The sequence below is a fragment of the Paraburkholderia antibiotica genome, from assembly GCF_012927125.1.
Classification (GTDB): Bacteria; Pseudomonadota; Gammaproteobacteria; order Burkholderiales; family Burkholderiaceae; genus Paraburkholderia; species Paraburkholderia antibiotica.
In genome coordinates this window covers 64,916-81,317 of record NZ_JABBFZ010000005.1, presented here as the reverse complement: position 1 = coordinate 81,317, position 16,402 = coordinate 64,916, and the positions used below count along the sequence as shown (strand labels likewise).

Genomic DNA, 16,402 nt, shown 5'->3' with positions numbered 1-16,402 from the left:
CCGTCATGCTCGAATTGAGACCGACTTGCGAGGGCTGCGGCAAATCCCTGCCGCCGAACGCGCCCGACGCGATGATCTGCACGTACGAATGCACGTTCTGCGAGGTCTGCGCGCTGACCACCCTGCGCAACATCTGCCCGAATTGCGGTGGCAACTTCGCGCATCGGCCGATTCGCACGCGCGCGCAGCTTGCCAAACATCCGGCGCACACCGACGCCCATCCCGTTTCCATCGATGAAGCGTCGCACGCGCGGTTTTTTGAGCGCTATCGGGACGTGCCGCCCGGCGAGCGCTGAGCGGGGCAAAAAAGGCGAACATGCGGCTGGCCTGATCGCGTCATCAACGTCCATTAACCCGTCGCAAGTCAGCCTCAATCAAGTCAGGCAGCCGCGGCGCGGCGCTGCTTCACCGCTCTCCACCCTGCGCAACTGCTCCACGCACCAGCACGCGCCCATTTTTGCAAAAAATGATATCGAAAGCCGGCAAACTGGCGCGCGGCGCAACCTCCGAACAGCAGATAAACGCTCGTCATTCTGCTACGAATCTGCCATCCACATCGAATTCTCATTTTTTCAATTATTGAAAAAATATCTTTTCGTCTTCGCTGTTTGTGGCGATCAAGTCCCTCGTTATTCTTCACGCCATCGATCGCATCCGATCGCGAACCACACGCTAACGAGGACTCACCATGAAACGCATTTTCTCCGCTCTGATCGCTTCCGTCGCGCTGTTCGCAGCCGCTTCCGGCGTGGCTCACGCGGCCGCTCCGGCTTCGACCTGCAACGGCCCGGCGTCGTACTGCAACGTGTTCTTCGGCAACTAAGCGTCGAAGCATACCGAAGCAAGCAAAAGGGCACTCCACGGAGTGCCCTTTTCGTTTTTCGCATGTTTTTCGCATTCAAAACGACCGTGGAGAGCGCGTAAATATGCGAATTGCATCTGCTATCCACAGCCCTTTTCTATCGGTCCGGCGCTTTGCCGCCGCCGTCGATCCCCGCCCCGGTGCGCCAGACCTGCTTGCCTTTCTCGGACAACTCGCCGCAGCTATGCGTGCGATCGGCCTCGACGCCGTCGACGGCCATTTCGCCGCCCGCCGGCTCCTGCGCTCGCTGCTTTGCCTTCTTGCGCGCGGCCACGGCTTCGTCGTGGGACTTTCCTGCGTAATCGAGACTCATGATCCAGTCCTCCAGAGGTGATTGTGGAGATTTGCCTCAAATCGTTCTGGTCCGAAAGCAGGCTTGATTGACAAGGCAAAAGTTCCACTTATCCACAAGGTTATTCAGTGAATCTGTGGATAACTTTTCGCGCGACGGGGTTATCCACCGGGCTAGCGCCAAACCCCATCCGAACCGGCACAATCCGCCAATTTGCCGCCGCGGCGTCGCCATTTCGCGCGGCTTTTGCCTATGATGGACAGCTCGTACCCTTTTGCGCGTCGAGCGCCTTACCTAGGAAGCGACCATGGCCTATCACATTGCAGTTGTCGTCGGCAGTCTGCGGCGGGACTCGTTCAATCGTCAGCTGGCTCAGGCGGTGATTTCCCTTGCTCCATCCGATTTCACTTTCGAATTCATCGATATCGGCTCCTTGCCGCTATACAGCCAGGACTACGATGCCGACTACCCGGAAGCCGGCAAGCAGCTCAAACAGCGGGTCGAAGCGGCCAACGGCCTGCTGTTCGTGACGCCCGAATACAACCGCTCGATGCCCGGCGTGCTGAAGAACGCGCTCGACTGGGGTTCGCGTCCGTGGGGCACGAACTCGTGGGGCAACAAGCCGGGCGCGGTGATCGGCACGTCGCTCGGCGCGACCGGCACCGCGCTCGCGCAGCAGCATCTGCGCAACGTGCTGGCCTACCTCGACGTCGCGACGATGGGGCAGCCCGAGGTCTTCATCAAACACGATGCGGCCGTCATCAACGAAAAAGGCGAGATCCTGAACGAGGGCACGCGCAAGTTCCTGCAGGGCTTCGTCGATCGTTATGTCGCGTGGGTCAAGCGGCACACGGCGGCGTAACGTAGAGCAGCCGTAGCGAAGCAGCTTTCACTTCAGCCTGACGCTGTGAGCGCGCGCCGTCTCGAATGGCACGCGCTCACAGCGCGCCAATCCGCCGCCGGTGTCGGCGCTGACACCGGCGGGCGTCTACACGTGGTGATGCCCCGTCGCCCGTTCCCAGCCGTGACGCACCGCGAGCTTGAAGCGCTCCCACGTGCTATCTGGCGAGGTGGTTTCCCAATGACGCTGCGCCTCGGGCTCGATCTCTTCCCACGGACGATCCTGAAACCGCGCGTCGTGAGCGATTTCGGCACCATAGCGATAGGCCGGCACATAGTCTTCATAGCGAACGTCGGCGGCTGAGTACTGCTCGTCGTAGTGCGCGTGAAAATCTTCTTCGTACTCCAGATATTCGGCCGGCATCTGGCCGCCGAGGCCGGCAGTCGGCTGTCCGCCTTCGGGGACGAGTTCCGACGGCTGCATCACCGCGCCGGAGCCCGGCACCGAGCCAGCGGCGATGGCGCTGCGCGCCGCATCGTCGGCGAGCGGAGCCGGGGCCGGCTTGGTGAATGGATCGATGAGCGGATCAGTAAGCGGCCGTTCGTTTTGCGACGGTGGCATGAACGATTCGGCCTCCGTATGAGCGGGCTCGGACGGCAAGCCGGCCAGCGGATCGACCGGGGGAACGTTGGCCGGTCGCGTGGCGCTGGGCGTCGAGGTTGACGCGTCCATCGACGCACCCGTCACCGAGGCGGCGCCAGTCGCACCGGCAATGCCCGTCGACTCGGCCATACTAGCCGCACCCATCGCGCCGCTAGCGCTCGCGACACCAGCCGCACCCGTATCCACCCCCGTCCCCCGCGCAACCACACCCTCGGACGTCACGCTCGACGTACGCGGCGTGCCCGGCATCACCGCGCCGATCCCGAGCTCGTCGAGTACTGAATGCTCGCGCGCGCTCGCTGTCTGCGCGTCGCCCCACTCGGGCAGATGGTCGCCGATATCGGTTGCGCCGAGCCGCACGAGCGTATTGCGCGCCAGTTCCGCGTGCGATTCGCTGACGGCGTGCACGCACACGAGCACCGCGCCGCGCCGCATCGCTTCGGCGTAGCGCGTGGTGTCCGCGGAACGGGGGCCGCTCGAGAACAGGCTCGACAGAAAACGTTCGATGTTCGCGAGCACGCCCGCATTGGCGACCTCGCCGGTGGCCGAGCCGACCGACGGTGCGGCGCTCGCCTGCAACTCGATCTTGTCGCGCGCAAAGCCGGTTTGCACGAGCGTGTCGCGAGCGCTTTCGGCCTGCATGTAGGTGTCGAATAAACCAATCACGGTATGTTGCATGGTTGTCTCCCGACGTGTTCTGGCGGTACGGACCGTGTCGGACGCGCGCGGTCCTCCTTGCCTGGTCTGTCGGATGCCGCAACCTTCATGCCGGACGGTGGCCGTGCGCGTGGGGTCGGCCGCCAAGGCGCGCCGGGGCCGTTGTGATGCGTGTGGGATGCGTGTGGAAATGCGCACGACGTGGCGCGTTCATGCAAAAAAGCGCGACGAGTGGCCGCCGCGCTTTTACAAGGTCTGGTAAATGACGCCTGCGAGGCGTCGCCCGATGCACGGCGCCGCAAGCGCATCACGTGCGCGGTACGTCACGCATCCGGCGCTATGTATCCGCCGCGTGCGTCTGCGGATCGGCGCCTGTCTGCGCGAGATTGTGCTGGATCGTTTCGAGCAGTTTTTCCAGCAGCCCGATATCGAACGGCTTCGACAGCACGCGCACGTTCACGTGCCGCGCGCGGTCGAGCTCTTCCGCGTAGCCGGTCACGAGAATCACCGGCAACTGGGTGTCGAACGCGAGCACCGCTTCGGCGAGGTCGATACCGTTCAGCTTGCCCGGCATATGGATGTCCGACAGCACCAGGTCGTACGGCAGCGCCTCGCCGGTGCTCGCGCGTTTCGCGCGGGCGTCGTCGAGCAGGCGCAGCGCCATGTCGGCGTTGAACACGCAGGTGACCTGGTGGCCCATCATCTGCAGCAGCGCTTCGGTGCCGGCCGCGACCTCCGCGTTGTCTTCGACGAGCAGCACGCGCAGCCCTTGCGGCGCGTCGCTTTCAGGCGCGAGCGCCTCGGCCGGACCGGCGGTTTGCGGCTCGCTCGTCGCGCGCGGCAGATACAGCCGCACGGACGTGCCCGCGCCGATCGCGCTGTCGATCGCCGCGAGGCCGCCCGAGCTCTCGCAGAACGCGAACACCTGCGGCAGACCGAGGCCCGTGCCCGCGCCCTTCGGTTTGGTCGTGAAAAGCGGCTCGAACGCGCGCGCGAGCACCTCGGGCGCCATGCCGGCGCCAGTGTCTTCGAGCGACACCTGCACGAAGTCGCCGGTCAATGGAAAGCCGTCTTCGTGACGGAACACCACGTTGCTCGCGCGCACGGTGAAGCGCCCGCCGTTGGCCATCGCGTCGCGCGCGTTGACCGCGATGTTGATGAGCGCGAGCTCCAGCTCCGCGACGTCGACACGCACCGGCCACGTGTTCACGCCGCTGTCGATCACGAGCGACACCTTCGCGCCCAGCGACGCGTGCAGCAGTTCGCGGCTCGATGGCAGCCAGTGCTCGAGCGACAGCGTCTCGGTGCGCAGCGGCTGCTTGCGCGCGACGCCGAGCAACTGGCGCGTGAGCGACTGGCCGCTCTTCAACGCGCGCTCCATCGCCGACAGTTCGCGCTCCAGTCCGCCGACGCCGCGTCGCCGCACTATCTGCACGTTGGCCGACAGGATCATCAGCAGATTGTTGAAGTCGTGCGCGACGCTGCCGACCAGCGTGCCGAGCGCTTCCATCTTGCGCGACTGGCGGTACGCGGATTCGATCGAACGGCGCATCGATGCTTCGGCCTGCCAGCGCTCCCACGCTTCCTCTTCCGCGCCGAGCCGGCGCAGCGACAGCCAGATCACGCACCACAGCGCGATCGACGGCGTGAACATCGACAGGATCAGCACGCTCAGATGCCGATACCAGGCAGTCCAGATCGCCGAGGTGCGGTAGCCGCACAGCACGTAGACCGGGTACGAGCCGACGTGGCGGAACGCGACGATCAGATTGTCGCCGGTGAAATTCGAGCGCATCCGCACGACGCCCGCGCGGCGTCCCTCGGCGACCGCCGCGGCGAACGGCGAGTCGGCCGCGATCGCCGCCGGTTCGTGCGGTCCGCGGGGGTAATGCGCGAGCACCGCGCCGTCGGTGCGCACGAGGCTCATGATCATCGGCGTGCTGTCGTTGCCGCCGAGCAGCTCGCGATAGAACGCGTCGAAATAGCTGGGCCGCAGCGCGATCGAGACGACGCCCGCGAACGAACCGTCGACGGCCTTGCGCGCGATGCCCATGTTGAATACCTGCTCGCCGGCGACGTGCCCGGTCATCACCTTCGACACGTGTTCGAGGTCGTTGCCGTCGCGAATGCCGACGAAATCGTCGCGCGTGCCGATCGACAACTGCGGCGACGGATAGTAGCGGCTGCTCGCGAGCAGCGCGCCGTCGTGGCCGAAGATCGAGACCGCGGCGACCTGCGGATAGCCGCCGCCCATCGTGCGCAGCTTGTCGTGAATCGTCGCTTCGCGCGCACGCACGCCGTTGTCGTCGAGGCCCGCGGTCAGGTCGACGATGCGCGAGTCCAGCGTCTCGTTCATGTCGAACACTTTCAGCGCGTGTTCTTCGGCGACGCGCACCGTGCGCAGCGTCATGTTGGTCGCGTCGGCCTCGCGTGCGCGCAGGTCGGTGAACGCCATTGCCGCGACGTAGGCGAACGGCAGCACGATCGCCGCGACCAGCAGCGCGATCAACGTGATGCGCCGCACCTGGAAGTTCTGCTCCGGCACGGCGGGGAACGACGCGTCGTCGTGCTCGTCGGCGGCGCGGCGGGAAAGGTGGCCCGCGCGTGCGGAGTCGGCCCGGTCTGGAATCATTGTCGTTAAAGCCAAAAGTCGTTCGGAACAGGCAGCCCCGTAGCGTGCCGGGATGGGCACCTTGCCGCCGTCAGAAGAAGCATAGACGCCGCGCGGCGAAAGTTGCCGCAAAGCGTGGCAAGCCCGCGCGCGCCGCGCCGTATGCGCTTGCCGGGCGGCGGAAAAACAGCGACGAATCGGCAAGCGCAAACGTACACAAAAGTATAAATATAAAAAAACCGCCGCTGCATCGATGGAATTGTTTTTCAAATCCACGTTGCATCGAAAAATCTCTTTAGCGAACGCGGTTTTGGCGAGTTGCCTTTGCACCGGTTTGCTTCGACAATCGTCGCCACGATAAAAAGGCCGTCGCCACGTCTGTGCGCCGGACCGTCAACGGTCCGCCAAACGCGTCCTGCCGCATTCGCCCTCCTCTCGCCAACGTAACCGCATTGTTGCCAGGCATCACTGTACCTGGTCGCGAATCGACCGGCCGCGCGCCGTGCCGAACCGCGATCCGTGACGGGACGAATCCCACGAGACGAATCCCGCGAGACGAACCGCGCGAGACGAACCGCGCACCGAACGAGCCGATTCCGCTTTCCGACCAGCCCACCTGCCCGACTTCCCACATGCCCATGCTGCCCATTGTGATCGCCGACGATTCGCTGCTGGCCCGCAAGCTGCTCACGAAGGCGCTGCCGCCGGACTGGGAGGTCGAATTGTCGTATGCGACGAATGGACGCGAGGCGCTCGTGCTGTATCGCGCGGGCAAGGCGGCGGTGATGTTTCTCGATCTGACGATGCCGGACCTGACCGGCTACGACGTGCTCGAAGCCTTGCAGCACGAGGACGCGAACTGCCTGGTGATCGTGGTGTCGGCCGACGTGCAGCCGCTCGCGCAGGCGCGCGTGCGCGCACTCGGCGCGCTCGCCTTCATCGCCAAACCCGTGACGCCCGAGACGGTCCTGTCCATCCTCAAGGAGTACGGCTTGTATGTCTGAGCCCGCCTTCACCGAAGACCAGCGCGACGCGCTGCAGGAGATCGCCAACCTCGCGATGGGCCGGGCGGCGACGCGCCTCGCGCGGCTGCTTGATTCGTTCATCGAACTATCGGTGCCGCGCGTGCGGATGGTGGCGGTCGGCGAGGCGGCGTGCGCGCTGCGCGAGATGACCGGCATCGACGAGACGCTCAGCGCGGTGCGCCAGGGTTTTCGCTCGGACATCAAGGGCGAGGCGCTGGTGATCTGCCGCAGCGACGGCATCGCGCAACTGTGCGCGCTGGTGAACGATCCGTATGCGCGTTCGAGCTACGAGACGATCGGCGAGCACGAGCTGATGCTCGACGTCGCGAATCTGCTGTGCGGCGCGTGCGTGTCGTCGATCCTCGAACAGCTCGGCCGCACGCCGGTGTTTTCCGCGCCGGGCCTGCTCGGCGAAGCGCTGACGTTCGACGAGGTGTTTCAGCCCGGCATGCTGCAATGGCACCGCGCGTTGTTGCTCGAAGTGAATTTCGCGCTCGAAAACCACAGCTTTCGCGCGCACCTCGTGATGCTGATGGCCGAAGAGTCCATCCGCCATATGAACGATGCGCTCGACGCGCTGCTGTCCAGTCTATGAACGTATCCGTGCAATCGTTGAGCGAGCTCGTGGTCGAGCGGGTCGGCTTCGGCATTTTCGTGCTCGACCGCGACCTGAACGTGCTGATGTGGAACCGCTTCATGCAGGACCATAGCGGTCTCGCCGCGCAGCAGGTGGTCGGCCGGTCGATCTTCGCGCATTTTCCGGAGTTGCCGCGCGTGTGGCTGTCGCGCAAGATCGAGAGCGTGTTTCAGCTCGGCAGCTTCGCGTTCAGCTCGTGGGAGCAGCGCCCGTACCTGTTTCGCTTCGAGCATGACCGCCCGATCACCGGCGGCGTCGATTTCATGCAGCAGGACTGCACGTTCATGCCGCTGATGCGCGAGCGCGAAGTGGTGGCCGTGTGCGTGACGATTTCCGACGTCACGCACGTGAGCATCGTGCAGCGCGAACGCGAGGAAGCGCTGCTGAAGCTGCAGGAATATGCGAATCGCGATGGCCTCACTGGCATCGCGAACCGGCGCTTTTTCGAGGCGCGGCTGGGCGACGAATTCACGCGCTGGCAGCGCTACGGCGGCGATCTGTCGATACTGCTGTTCGATCTCGACCACTTCAAGAAGATCAACGACGAATTCGGGCACGGCGTCGGCGATACGGTGCTGCGCGTGATGGCGCAGCGCGTGGCCGGCGTGGTGCGCGCGCAGGACACGTTCGGGCGCTTCGGCGGCGAGGAGTTCGCGCTGCTCCTGCCGTGCACGCCGCTCGATGACGCGATGCACGTCGCGGACAAGATCCGTCGCGTGATCGAGGAAACGCCGGTCGAGCTGCCCGGCGCCAGCGTGTCGGTGACCGCGAGCCTCGGCGGCGCGGCGGCGCGCGAAGGCGTGCCGGCCTACGACGTGCTGATCAACGAGGCCGATGCGGCGCTCTATAGCGCGAAGCGGCAGGGACGCAACCGGTCGGTGGCGTTCGTGCTGGCGGAGGCTTGAGCGCGGCGGCGCCGGTTCACGGTTTCAGCGCGACACCGTAGCGGGCACCGCCAACCCGTCCGTGCTGTCCCGACTTTCGCGCGAATCTACGCCGCGCGTGACGCCGCGTCCTGCGCATCCGTCCCCCTGATCGCCGGCGAAACTGCGGCTATCGGCAAAGATTGTTATACTTTTCGCCGTTTCCGGCCGCCCAGCCGGATGTTTCGCGCGAGTCCGCGCGCGCGGGCCCACTGTCCTGCGGGTCGGCATAAAAACTTCTTTGAACGCCTTTCAGCGGGCGCCTCCAGCGGAGATCGTCTTGGCTGTTTCCAATCTTGTCGTGGACGATACTGAAATCGACGCCGCTGCCGCCACGTCCGGCAGCTCCTTTTATCTCGCGATGCGCATCCTGCCGGCGGCGCAGCGCGATGCGATGTACCAGGTCTACGCGTTTTGCCGCGCCGTCGACGACATCGCCGACAGCGACCTGCCGCGCGCCGAGCGTGTGGCCGCGCTCGAGCAATGGCGCACCGACATCGACGCCTGCTATGCCGGCCAGCCGCGCGCGTCGCTGCGCGCGCTGACGCGGCACATTCACACGTTTCACCTGCAACGCGAGGATTTCCACGCGATGATCGACGGCATGGCGATGGACGCCGCTGCCGACATCTGCGCGCCCGACGAAGCCACGCTCGACCTCTATTGCGACCGCGTCGCGAGCGCGGCGGGCCGGCTATCGGTGAGGATATTCGGGATGCGCGAGGAGCCCGGCCGGCTGCTCGCACATCATCTCGGCCGCGCGCTGCAACTGACCAACATTCTGCGCGACATCGACGAAGACGCGGAAATCAACCGCTGCTATCTGCCGCACGAGCTGCTCGCGCGCGAAGGCATCGCGGTCACGAATCCGCTGCAGATCGCCGACGACCCGTCGCTGCCGCGCGTGTGCGCGACGCTCGCCGAGCGCGCGAAGCAGCACTTCGCCGAGTCCGACGCGATCATGGATCGCGAGCCGCGGGCGCAGGTGCGCGCGCCGCGCATCATGTCGGGCGTTTATCGCGTGCTGCTCGACCGCACGCTCGATCGCGGCTTCGACATTCCGCGCACGAAGGTCAGCAAGCCGAAGCTGCGCCTGCTGTGGATCGTCGCGCGCTACGCGCTTTTCTGAGCCGATGCCGAGGTTCGTCCACGTGGTCGGCGCGGGCGCGGCCGGCCTCGCCGCCGCCGTGCAGTTGCAGCGGCGCGGTGCGCGAGTCGTGCTACACGAGGCGCAGGACCACGCGGGCGGCCGCTGCCGTTCGTACTACGACGCGAAGCTCGGCGCGACGCTCGACAGCGGCAATCACATCGTGATGTCGGGCAATACCGCGACGCTGAATTACGCGCGCGCGATCGGCGCCGCCGACGAACTGGTCGGCCCCACGCAGCCCGACTATCCATTCGTCGACCTGGCCACGCGGGCACGCTGGAGCGTGCGGCTGTCGCCGGGTCGTTTGCCGTGGTGGATTTTCGACGCGCAGGCGCGGGTGCCGAACACGCAGCCAGCGGATTATCTGTCGCTCGTGCCGCTGCTGTTCGCGAAGCCGGGCCGCAGCGTCGCGCAGACGATGCGCTGCCATGGCCCGCTGTGGGATCGCTTGCTGCGGCCGCTGCTGCATGCGTTGCTGCAGATGGAACCGCGCGACGCGTCGGCCGAACTGACCGGCGCGGTGGTGCGCGAGATGCTGCTCGCGGGCGGTCTCGCGTGCCGGCCGCTGGTCGCGCGTAACGGTCTGGGCAGCGCGTTCGTCGATCCGGCGCTGCGTCTGCTGCAACACGGCGGCACGACGATCCGGCTCGGCTCGCGGCTGCGCGGCATCGATTTCGCTGCGGAGCCGACACGCGTGCAGACGCTGCATTTCACCGACGAAAGTATCGCGCTCGGCGCCAACGAGGCCGCGATTCTCGCGCTGCCGCCCGACGCCGCGGCGTCGCTGGTGCCAGGGCTGCGCGCGCCGAACCGCTTTACGACCGCGCTCAACGTGCACTTCGCGGTCGAGCCGCCGTTCGGTTTGCCGCCGGTCACCGCGCTGCTGAACGGGACGGCCGGATGGCTGCTCGCGTTCGACAATCGCCTGTCCGTGACGCTGAACGATGCCGAGAGCCTGCTCAATACGCCGCCCGAGGCGCTCGCCGTGACCGTCTGGGCCGAGGTCGCGCGGGCCGTCAAGCTGCCACCCGAGCCGCTGCCGTCGTGGCAGGTCGTCGGCGACGCGCGCGCGACGTTCGCTCCGTTGCCCGCGCAGGAAACGCTGCGTCCGGGTACGCGCACGCGCTGGAACAATCTGATGCTCGCGGGAGACTGGACGGCCACCGGCCTGCCCGCCACGCTCGAAGGTGCGATCCGCTCCGGCCAGAAGGCCGCGGATACGCTGCTGAATCAACCGATGGAACGCCGATGAACGACTTATCCGAAAACCAGCCGCTCGACGCGGTGCTGCCCGAAGCCGCCGACGCGGCGCTCGAATCGGCGTCTGCGCCGGCCGCAACGGCCACGCTGGCCGACGCGCCCGCCGCAGCAGCCGCCGACGTGCCGGCCGCCGCGACCTCGCTTGACGCCGCGATCACCCGCGCGACCGACGCGATCCTCGCCGCGCAGCAGCCCGACGGCCACTGGGTCTACGAACTCGAAGCCGACGCGACGATTCCCGCCGAATACGTGCTGCTGGTTCACTACCTCGGCGAGACGCCGAATCTCGAACTCGAGCAGAAGGTCGCCCGCTATCTGCGCCGCATCCAGTTGCCCAACGGTGGTTGGCCGCTCTTCACCGACGGCGCGCTCGACATCAGCGCGAGCGTGAAGGCGTACTTCGCGCTGAAGATGATTGGCGACCCGGCCGACGCCGAGCACATGGTCCGCGCGCGCGAAGCGATCCTCGCGCACGGCGGCGCGGAGAACGTGAACGTGTTCACGCGGATTCTGCTCGCGCTGTTCGGCGTGGTGTCGTGGCGAGCGGTGCCGATGATGCCGGTCGAGATCATGCTGCTGCCGATGTGGTTCCCGTTCCATCTGTCGAAGGTGTCGTACTGGGCGCGTACCGTGATCGTGCCGCTGCTGGTGCTCAACGCGAAGCGGCCGCTCGCGCGCAACCCGCGCAAGGTCCGCATCGACGAGCTGTTCCGCGGCGCGCCGGTCAACACCGGCATGAACGCGCGCGCGCCGCATCAGCACGCGGGCTGGTTCGGCTTTTTCCGCGGCGTGGATGCTGTGCTGCGCACGGTCGACGGCCTGTTCCCGCAGGCGACGCGCGAGCGCGCGATTCGCGCGGCGGTCGCGTTCGTCGATGAACGCCTGAACGGCGAAGACGGCCTCGGCGCGATCTTCCCGGCGATGGCCAACTCGGTGATGATGTACGACGTGCTCGGCTATCCGGCCGATCATCCGAATCGCGCGATCGCGCGCAAGTCGCTCGACAAGCTGCTCGTTATCAAGGATGACGAAGCATATTGCCAGCCGTGTCTGTCGCCGGTGTGGGATACCTCGCTCGCCGCGCACGCGCTGCTCGAAACCGGCGAGGCGCGCGCCGAGCAGGCGGCCGAACGCGGCCTGCAATGGCTGCTGCCGCTGCAGATTCTCGACGTGCGCGGCGACTGGATTTCGCGTCGGCCGAACGTGCGTCCCGGCGGCTGGGCGTTCCAGTACAACAACGCGCATTACCCGGACGTCGACGATACGGCGGTGGTTGCGATGGCGATGCAGCGCTCGGCGGCGCTCACGCAATCGAGTGCGTATCGCGAGTCGATCGCACGCGCGCGCGAGTGGGTGGTCGGCATGCAAAGCAGCGACGGCGGCTGGGGTGCGTTCGAGCCGGAAAACACCCAGTACTACCTGAACAACATCCCGTTCTCGGATCACGGCGCGCTGCTCGATCCGCCGACCGCCGATGTCTCCGGCCGCTGTCTGTCGATGCTCGCGCAACTCGGCGAAATGCCGCAAGGCAGCGAGCCGGCGCAGCGCGCGTTCGCGTACATGCTGCAGGAGCAGGAGTCGGACGGTAGCTGGTACGGCCGCTGGGGCCTGAACTACATCTACGGCACGTGGACGGCGCTGAGTTCGCTGAACGCGGCCGGCATGCCGCACGACGACCCGCGCATGAAGCGCGCGGTGCAATGGCTGCTGTCGATCCAGAACGACGACGGCGGCTGGGGCGAGGGCGGCGAGAGCTACAAGCTCGACTATCGCGGCTACGAGCGCGCGCCGAGCACCGCGTCGCAGACCGCATGGGCGCTGCTCGGGCTGATGGCGGCGGGTGAGGTCAATCACGAGGCGGTTGCGCGCGGCATCGACTATCTGCAGCGCGAACAGCGCGAGCACGGTCTGTGGGACGAGACGCGCTTCACCGCGACCGGCTTCCCGCGCGTGTTCTATCTGCGTTACCACGGCTATCGCAAGTTCTTCCCGCTGTGGGCGCTCGCGCGCTTCCGTCATCTGAAGCGCGAGGGGCTTACGCGCGTCACGGTCGGGATGTAACGGATGTCCGTATCGACAACGCCGGGCGGCAGCGGCGGCGCGCGCCCCTTGCCGGTGCTCGTCGTCACGGGGATGGCGTTCGAGGCGCGCATCGCGCGTGGCGACGGCAGCGATGGTGTCGAGGTCGTGTACGCGGCGCGCGCCGATCTGCTCGAACGCGCGCTGAGCGCGGCGCTCGCGCGGGGCGTCGCGGGGATCATCAGCTTCGGCACGGCGGGCGGACTCGCGCCGGGGCTGGAGCCGGGCGCGCTGATCGTCGCGGATGCCGTGCATGGACCGTTCGGGCGGATCGCCACGGATGCGCAATGGACGGAGCGGATCGCCGCGTCGTTGAGTGCCGGCGGGCTCGGTGCGCGTCTGCAACGCGGCGCGACGGCGGCGGTCGCCGCACCGCTCGTCACCGCCGCCGACAAACGTGCGCTGCACGACTCAAACGGTGCGCTCGCGGTGGACATGGAATCGCATTTTGCCGGCGCGGCCGCCGCGGCGTATGGCGTGCCGTTCGCGGTGTGCCGCGCGGTCGTCGATCCGGCCTGGCGAACGTTGCCGCCGGCTGCCACGGCCGGCCTGCGCGACGACGGCACGACGGCGCTCGGCCCGATCCTGCGGGAATTGCTGCGCCAGCCGTCGCAGCTTGGCGGGCTCCTCAAGCTCGCCGCCGATGCCCGCGCCGCGCGCACTACGCTCGTCGATGCTCGCCGGGCAATGGGCGAGGGCGGCGTACTGCGGATTACGGCCGCCGTCTGACCACGCATGCCGCAACGCACGCGAGCGGCGGTATCGCTGCGAGCGTTGCCGCCGATGAGCCAGGACTATCGCCGCGATAAATTCATCAAGCATTGAAAAATAAGGGAAAACCCTTATGTTTGGTACAATCGTTAGTGTTAACCCTAGGTCGAGTGCGCGAGATGCCGCGGCCAGGAGCCTCAGACACGGAGTACCAAATGAATTTCCACACCAGAAAGTGGGTCAAGCCCGAAGACCTGAACCCCAACGGAACGCTGTTCGGCGGCAGCCTGCTGCGCTGGATTGACGAAGAAGCGGCGATCTACGCAATCTCCCAGCTGGACAACCAGCGGGTCGTCACCAAGTTCATGTCCGAGATCAACTTCGTCAGCTCGGCGCGTCAGGGCGACATCATCGAGCTCGGCATGACGGCCACGCATTTTGGCCGCACGTCGATCACGCTGCGCTGCGAAGTGCGCAACAAGATCACGCGCAAGAGCATCCTGACGGTCGAAAAGATGGTGTTCGTCAATCTCGACGAAAACGGCGAGCCGGCGCCGCATGGTCGCACGCGCATCCGTTACGCGGACGAGCAGTTCGCCCACTATCGCGCGAATTCACGGCCGGTGCCGCAGCCCGTGGCTGTCGCGCCCGTTGACGAAGAACGGGCGGCGGCGCGCAGTGAGGTGGAGAGCCTGCACTGAGCGGAGTGATGCTGTTGTCGGAGCGGGTTGAATTGGCGGTTTCAATTGCGGAATTCGCCGGTTGTCGACGGTAGCGCGTCATGACCGCGAAGACCGTGAAGCATGTGTGAACTGCGCCGCGGCTTTGACGAGGTTTGCAGTGCCCATAAAAACGGGGCGCCCATTGCGGGCGCCCCGTTGTGCTTTGAGCGCTTTCGATTTCCATCCAGAATCGACTTTATTTTGCGACGTCGATAAAAGTCTTGGTTTCGACAATTGCACGGCTTTTATCCGGGAGCCGAATACCGGGCCAACCGGCCTGCCTACAAAATCTACCGGCACAACTGACGATGAAAAACTCCTTTTACTCGTAAGTGCCGTAATCGCTTTTACGCTGGGCCTGGTAGGCGCGCAGCCCGCAGCGGCCGCAGCCGATACGCCCGAAGCGACGGTCAAGGCGTTTTACACGTGGTACATCCAGAAAGAGGATGCGCGGGACGCCCACTACTTTCAGCTAACGGATAACGCCATTTACAGCTACGTGTCGAGAAAAACGGTCGATGTGCTAAGAGACGATTACAGGCATAACCGCCTGCCAGGGGACATCGATTACTTCACGCGTGGTCAGGACCTCGATCGGATTGAAGCCACAAGACAGACAAAACCTCGTGGTGTTCGTCGCGAGGGAAAACGGGCATTGGCGGCTAACCAAGGTGGAGGATGTCCATAACGGCTACCTCGGCTATCACCAGTACGACCCGGCAGACTAGTCTTCGCCGGGCTCCTGTTCGACGCGAGCCCCGCGAAGTCCGAGGGGCTCTCTTTGTCTGTATTGCGGGCGTACGCGCCGCTGAGTTTGAGCGGCAACGTTGCGGCTGCCGCGCAGTGGGTGTGCCTGGCGCCCGGCGTTCCAGCCGCTACCGTTATTGCGGTACTGTCAGCGGCGCCGAGGCCCCCGACGGCGCTTCCACAGATGGCGAAGGCGGCACGGCAGGCGACGCCGGCGCCGCGCCTGCATCGCCCGGAGCGCTGTAGTTCGGCAAGTCCGACGGCGCGGCGTTGGTTGCGCCGCCCGCACCCGATGCGCCATTCGGCGCGGCGCCGGTGTCGCCCGGATCCGCGTAGTCCGGCAAGCCATTCGGTGCACCCTTGGCCGCGCCAGCCGCGTCAGCCGCTCCCGAGGCACCATTCGGCGCCTCGCCCGCATCGCCCGGGTCCGCATAGTTCGGCAGCCCCGCCGCCGGTGCGCCAGCCGCGGGCGCAGCCGAGCCGGTATCGCCGTGCTCGTCATGATCGTCATGATCGTCGTAATTCGGCAGCGGCGCCGGGTTATTGCCCGAGCCGCGCAGACGCGACAGGCGCTGCTGCGTATACGCATCGCGTACGAACGAGTACTTGTCGAGCGCGGCCTGTTGCAGCAGGTCTGTCGCGCCGAGCAGGTCCGAACGCGTACTGACGAATTGCAGCACGTAAAGCGGATTGCGGGTCGCGGGCTCGATGTAGTTGAGCGGATTGAACTTGACGTCGACGACGAGCCCCATGCTGTCGCGCACCGTGCTCGGCCCGAACAGCGGCAGCACCAGATACGGACCCGACGGCACGCCCCAATGTCCGAGCGTCAGACCGAAATCCTGGTGATGCTTCGGCAGCCCGGCCGGGGTCGCAAAGTCGAGCAGACCGCCGATGCCGAACACCGAGTTCATCGCGAAGCGCATGATGTCTTCGGTGGCATCGGTAATCTTCAGTTGCAGCAGCGCGTTCGCGGCGTTGCTGAGGTCGCCGAGGTTCGAGAAGAAGTTGCTGACGGCCGTGCGCAGCGGTTGCGGCGTGACTTTCTGATAGCCCTTGGCGACCGGTACCGCGACGTAGCGGTCGACGCCGTCGTTGAAATTGAAGATAACCCGGTTCACCGGCTCGAACGGATCGCCCGGCTTGCGGTCGGGACCGGTGGCGCAGCCGGAGATCAGACCCGCGGCGGTGAACGCCAGCGCGGTGTTACGCAGCTTCATGC

At 66.0% G+C, this 16,402-nt stretch carries 17 protein-coding genes; 12 read left to right on the top strand and 5 right to left on the bottom strand.

Annotation, left to right across the window (positions count from 1 at the left end):
- The first annotated feature begins 5 nt into the window (after nucleotides 1-5).
- Together HHL14_RS11330 and HHL14_RS33565 are read left to right on the top strand one after the other, a co-directional pair.
- Complete coding sequence (locus HHL14_RS11330; RefSeq protein WP_169497699.1) at nucleotides 6-296, top strand: DUF1272 domain-containing protein; 291 nt, start codon at nucleotides 6-8, stop codon at nucleotides 294-296.
- Nucleotides 297-688: 392 nt separating this feature from the next.
- Nucleotides 689-823, top strand: a complete 135-nt coding sequence (locus tag HHL14_RS33565; RefSeq protein ID WP_268966605.1) for a hypothetical protein — start codon at nucleotides 689-691, stop codon at nucleotides 821-823.
- Between the two features lie 136 nt (nucleotides 824-959).
- Here HHL14_RS33565 and HHL14_RS11325 read toward each other — a convergent pair whose 3' ends face one another.
- On the bottom strand, nucleotides 960-1,175 hold the full coding sequence (locus tag HHL14_RS11325) for a hypothetical protein (protein ID WP_169497698.1): 216 nt from the start codon (nucleotides 1,173-1,175) through the stop codon (nucleotides 960-962).
- 286 nt (nucleotides 1,176-1,461) lie between these two features.
- Here HHL14_RS11325 and HHL14_RS11320 point away from each other — a divergent pair, with 286 nt between their 5' ends.
- Nucleotides 1,462-2,016 (top strand): NADPH-dependent FMN reductase, encoded by a 555-nt coding sequence (locus HHL14_RS11320; RefSeq protein WP_169497697.1) that lies wholly within the window; start codon nucleotides 1,462-1,464, stop codon nucleotides 2,014-2,016.
- 126 nt (nucleotides 2,017-2,142) lie between these two features.
- On the opposite strand, the gene HHL14_RS11315 is transcribed toward HHL14_RS11320, so the two are convergent.
- The 3 genes from HHL14_RS11315 to HHL14_RS11305 form a co-directional block, all read right to left on the bottom strand.
- The gene (locus tag HHL14_RS11315) at nucleotides 2,143-3,336 is read right to left on the bottom strand and encodes a hypothetical protein (RefSeq protein WP_169497696.1); all 1,194 of its coding nucleotides are present in this window, start codon (nucleotides 3,334-3,336) and stop codon (nucleotides 2,143-2,145) included.
- A gap of 316 nt (nucleotides 3,337-3,652) precedes the next feature.
- Nucleotides 3,653-5,947 (bottom strand): hybrid sensor histidine kinase/response regulator, encoded by a 2,295-nt coding sequence (locus tag HHL14_RS11310; RefSeq protein WP_169497695.1) that lies wholly within the window; start codon nucleotides 5,945-5,947, stop codon nucleotides 3,653-3,655.
- A gap of 70 nt (nucleotides 5,948-6,017) precedes the next feature.
- Nucleotides 6,018-6,209, bottom strand: coding sequence for a hypothetical protein (locus HHL14_RS11305; RefSeq protein ID WP_169497694.1), 192 nt, complete (start codon nucleotides 6,207-6,209; stop codon nucleotides 6,018-6,020).
- A 355-nt stretch (nucleotides 6,210-6,564) separates the two neighbouring features.
- Between HHL14_RS11305 and HHL14_RS11300 the strand changes: the two genes are divergently transcribed.
- The 9 genes from HHL14_RS11300 (at nucleotide 6,565) to HHL14_RS33165 (ending at nucleotide 15,121) form a co-directional block, all read left to right on the top strand.
- Nucleotides 6,565-6,930: a response regulator gene (locus HHL14_RS11300; RefSeq protein WP_407945281.1), complete on the top strand. Its 366-nt coding sequence runs from the start codon at nucleotides 6,565-6,567 to the stop codon at nucleotides 6,928-6,930.
- Nucleotides 6,923-7,546, top strand: a complete 624-nt coding sequence (locus HHL14_RS11295; RefSeq protein WP_169497692.1) for a chemotaxis protein CheC — start codon at nucleotides 6,923-6,925, stop codon at nucleotides 7,544-7,546. The genes HHL14_RS11300 and HHL14_RS11295 overlap by 8 nt, the downstream gene beginning before the upstream one ends.
- Nucleotides 7,543-8,493: a sensor domain-containing diguanylate cyclase gene (locus tag HHL14_RS11290; RefSeq protein ID WP_169497691.1), complete on the top strand. Its 951-nt coding sequence runs from the start codon at nucleotides 7,543-7,545 to the stop codon at nucleotides 8,491-8,493. The genes HHL14_RS11295 and HHL14_RS11290 overlap by 4 nt, the downstream gene beginning before the upstream one ends.
- A gap of 298 nt (nucleotides 8,494-8,791) precedes the next feature.
- Nucleotides 8,792-9,640 (top strand): presqualene diphosphate synthase HpnD, encoded by an 849-nt coding sequence (gene hpnD, locus HHL14_RS11285; RefSeq protein WP_169497690.1) that lies wholly within the window; start codon nucleotides 8,792-8,794, stop codon nucleotides 9,638-9,640.
- Between the two features lie 4 nt (nucleotides 9,641-9,644).
- Entirely contained in the window at nucleotides 9,645-10,913 is a 1,269-nt protein-coding gene (gene hpnE / locus HHL14_RS11280; RefSeq protein WP_169497689.1) for a hydroxysqualene dehydroxylase HpnE, read from the top strand.
- Nucleotides 10,910-12,982, top strand: a complete 2,073-nt coding sequence (shc, locus tag HHL14_RS11275; protein WP_169497688.1) for a squalene--hopene cyclase — start codon at nucleotides 10,910-10,912, stop codon at nucleotides 12,980-12,982. The genes hpnE and shc overlap by 4 nt, the downstream gene beginning before the upstream one ends.
- 3 nt (nucleotides 12,983-12,985) lie before the next feature.
- On the top strand, nucleotides 12,986-13,729 hold the full coding sequence (locus HHL14_RS11270) for a phosphorylase (protein WP_169497687.1): 744 nt from the start codon (nucleotides 12,986-12,988) through the stop codon (nucleotides 13,727-13,729).
- Nucleotides 13,730-13,926: 197 nt separating this feature from the next.
- Nucleotides 13,927-14,412 (top strand): acyl-CoA thioesterase, encoded by a 486-nt coding sequence (locus HHL14_RS11265; RefSeq protein ID WP_169497686.1) that lies wholly within the window; start codon nucleotides 13,927-13,929, stop codon nucleotides 14,410-14,412.
- Between the two features lie 184 nt (nucleotides 14,413-14,596).
- Nucleotides 14,597-15,121: a hypothetical protein gene (locus HHL14_RS33165; RefSeq protein WP_230412998.1), complete on the top strand. Its 525-nt coding sequence runs from the start codon at nucleotides 14,597-14,599 to the stop codon at nucleotides 15,119-15,121.
- Between the two features lie 193 nt (nucleotides 15,122-15,314).
- On the opposite strand, the gene HHL14_RS11255 is transcribed toward HHL14_RS33165, so the two are convergent.
- Nucleotides 15,315-16,400 (bottom strand): MlaA family lipoprotein, encoded by a 1,086-nt coding sequence (locus tag HHL14_RS11255; protein ID WP_169497685.1) that lies wholly within the window; start codon nucleotides 16,398-16,400, stop codon nucleotides 15,315-15,317.
- Nucleotides 16,401-16,402 lie beyond the last annotated feature (2 nt).

Coding starts and splice junctions, on each gene's coding strand:
- HHL14_RS11330 (WP_169497699.1), top strand. CDS start 6: ATGCTCGAATTGAGACCGACTTGCGAGGGCTGCGGCAAATCCCTGCCG.
- HHL14_RS33565 (WP_268966605.1), top strand. CDS start 689: ATGAAACGCATTTTCTCCGCTCTGATCGCTTCCGTCGCGCTGTTCGCA.
- HHL14_RS11325 (WP_169497698.1), bottom strand. CDS start 1,175: ATGAGTCTCGATTACGCAGGAAAGTCCCACGACGAAGCCGTGGCCGCG.
- HHL14_RS11320 (WP_169497697.1), top strand. CDS start 1,462: ATGGCCTATCACATTGCAGTTGTCGTCGGCAGTCTGCGGCGGGACTCG.
- HHL14_RS11315 (WP_169497696.1), bottom strand. CDS start 3,336: ATGCAACATACCGTGATTGGTTTATTCGACACCTACATGCAGGCCGAA.
- HHL14_RS11310 (WP_169497695.1), bottom strand. CDS start 5,947: ATGATTCCAGACCGGGCCGACTCCGCACGCGCGGGCCACCTTTCCCGC.
- HHL14_RS11305 (WP_169497694.1), bottom strand. CDS start 6,209: ATGCAACGTGGATTTGAAAAACAATTCCATCGATGCAGCGGCGGTTTT.
- HHL14_RS11300 (WP_407945281.1), top strand. CDS start 6,565: ATGCTGCCCATTGTGATCGCCGACGATTCGCTGCTGGCCCGCAAGCTG.
- HHL14_RS11295 (WP_169497692.1), top strand. CDS start 6,923: ATGTCTGAGCCCGCCTTCACCGAAGACCAGCGCGACGCGCTGCAGGAG.
- HHL14_RS11290 (WP_169497691.1), top strand. CDS start 7,543: ATGAACGTATCCGTGCAATCGTTGAGCGAGCTCGTGGTCGAGCGGGTC.
- hpnE (WP_169497689.1), top strand. CDS start 9,645: ATGCCGAGGTTCGTCCACGTGGTCGGCGCGGGCGCGGCCGGCCTCGCC.
- shc (WP_169497688.1), top strand. CDS start 10,910: ATGAACGACTTATCCGAAAACCAGCCGCTCGACGCGGTGCTGCCCGAA.
- HHL14_RS11270 (WP_169497687.1), top strand. CDS start 12,986: ATGTCCGTATCGACAACGCCGGGCGGCAGCGGCGGCGCGCGCCCCTTG.
- HHL14_RS11265 (WP_169497686.1), top strand. CDS start 13,927: ATGAATTTCCACACCAGAAAGTGGGTCAAGCCCGAAGACCTGAACCCC.
- HHL14_RS11255 (WP_169497685.1), bottom strand. CDS start 16,400: ATGAAGCTGCGTAACACCGCGCTGGCGTTCACCGCCGCGGGTCTGATC.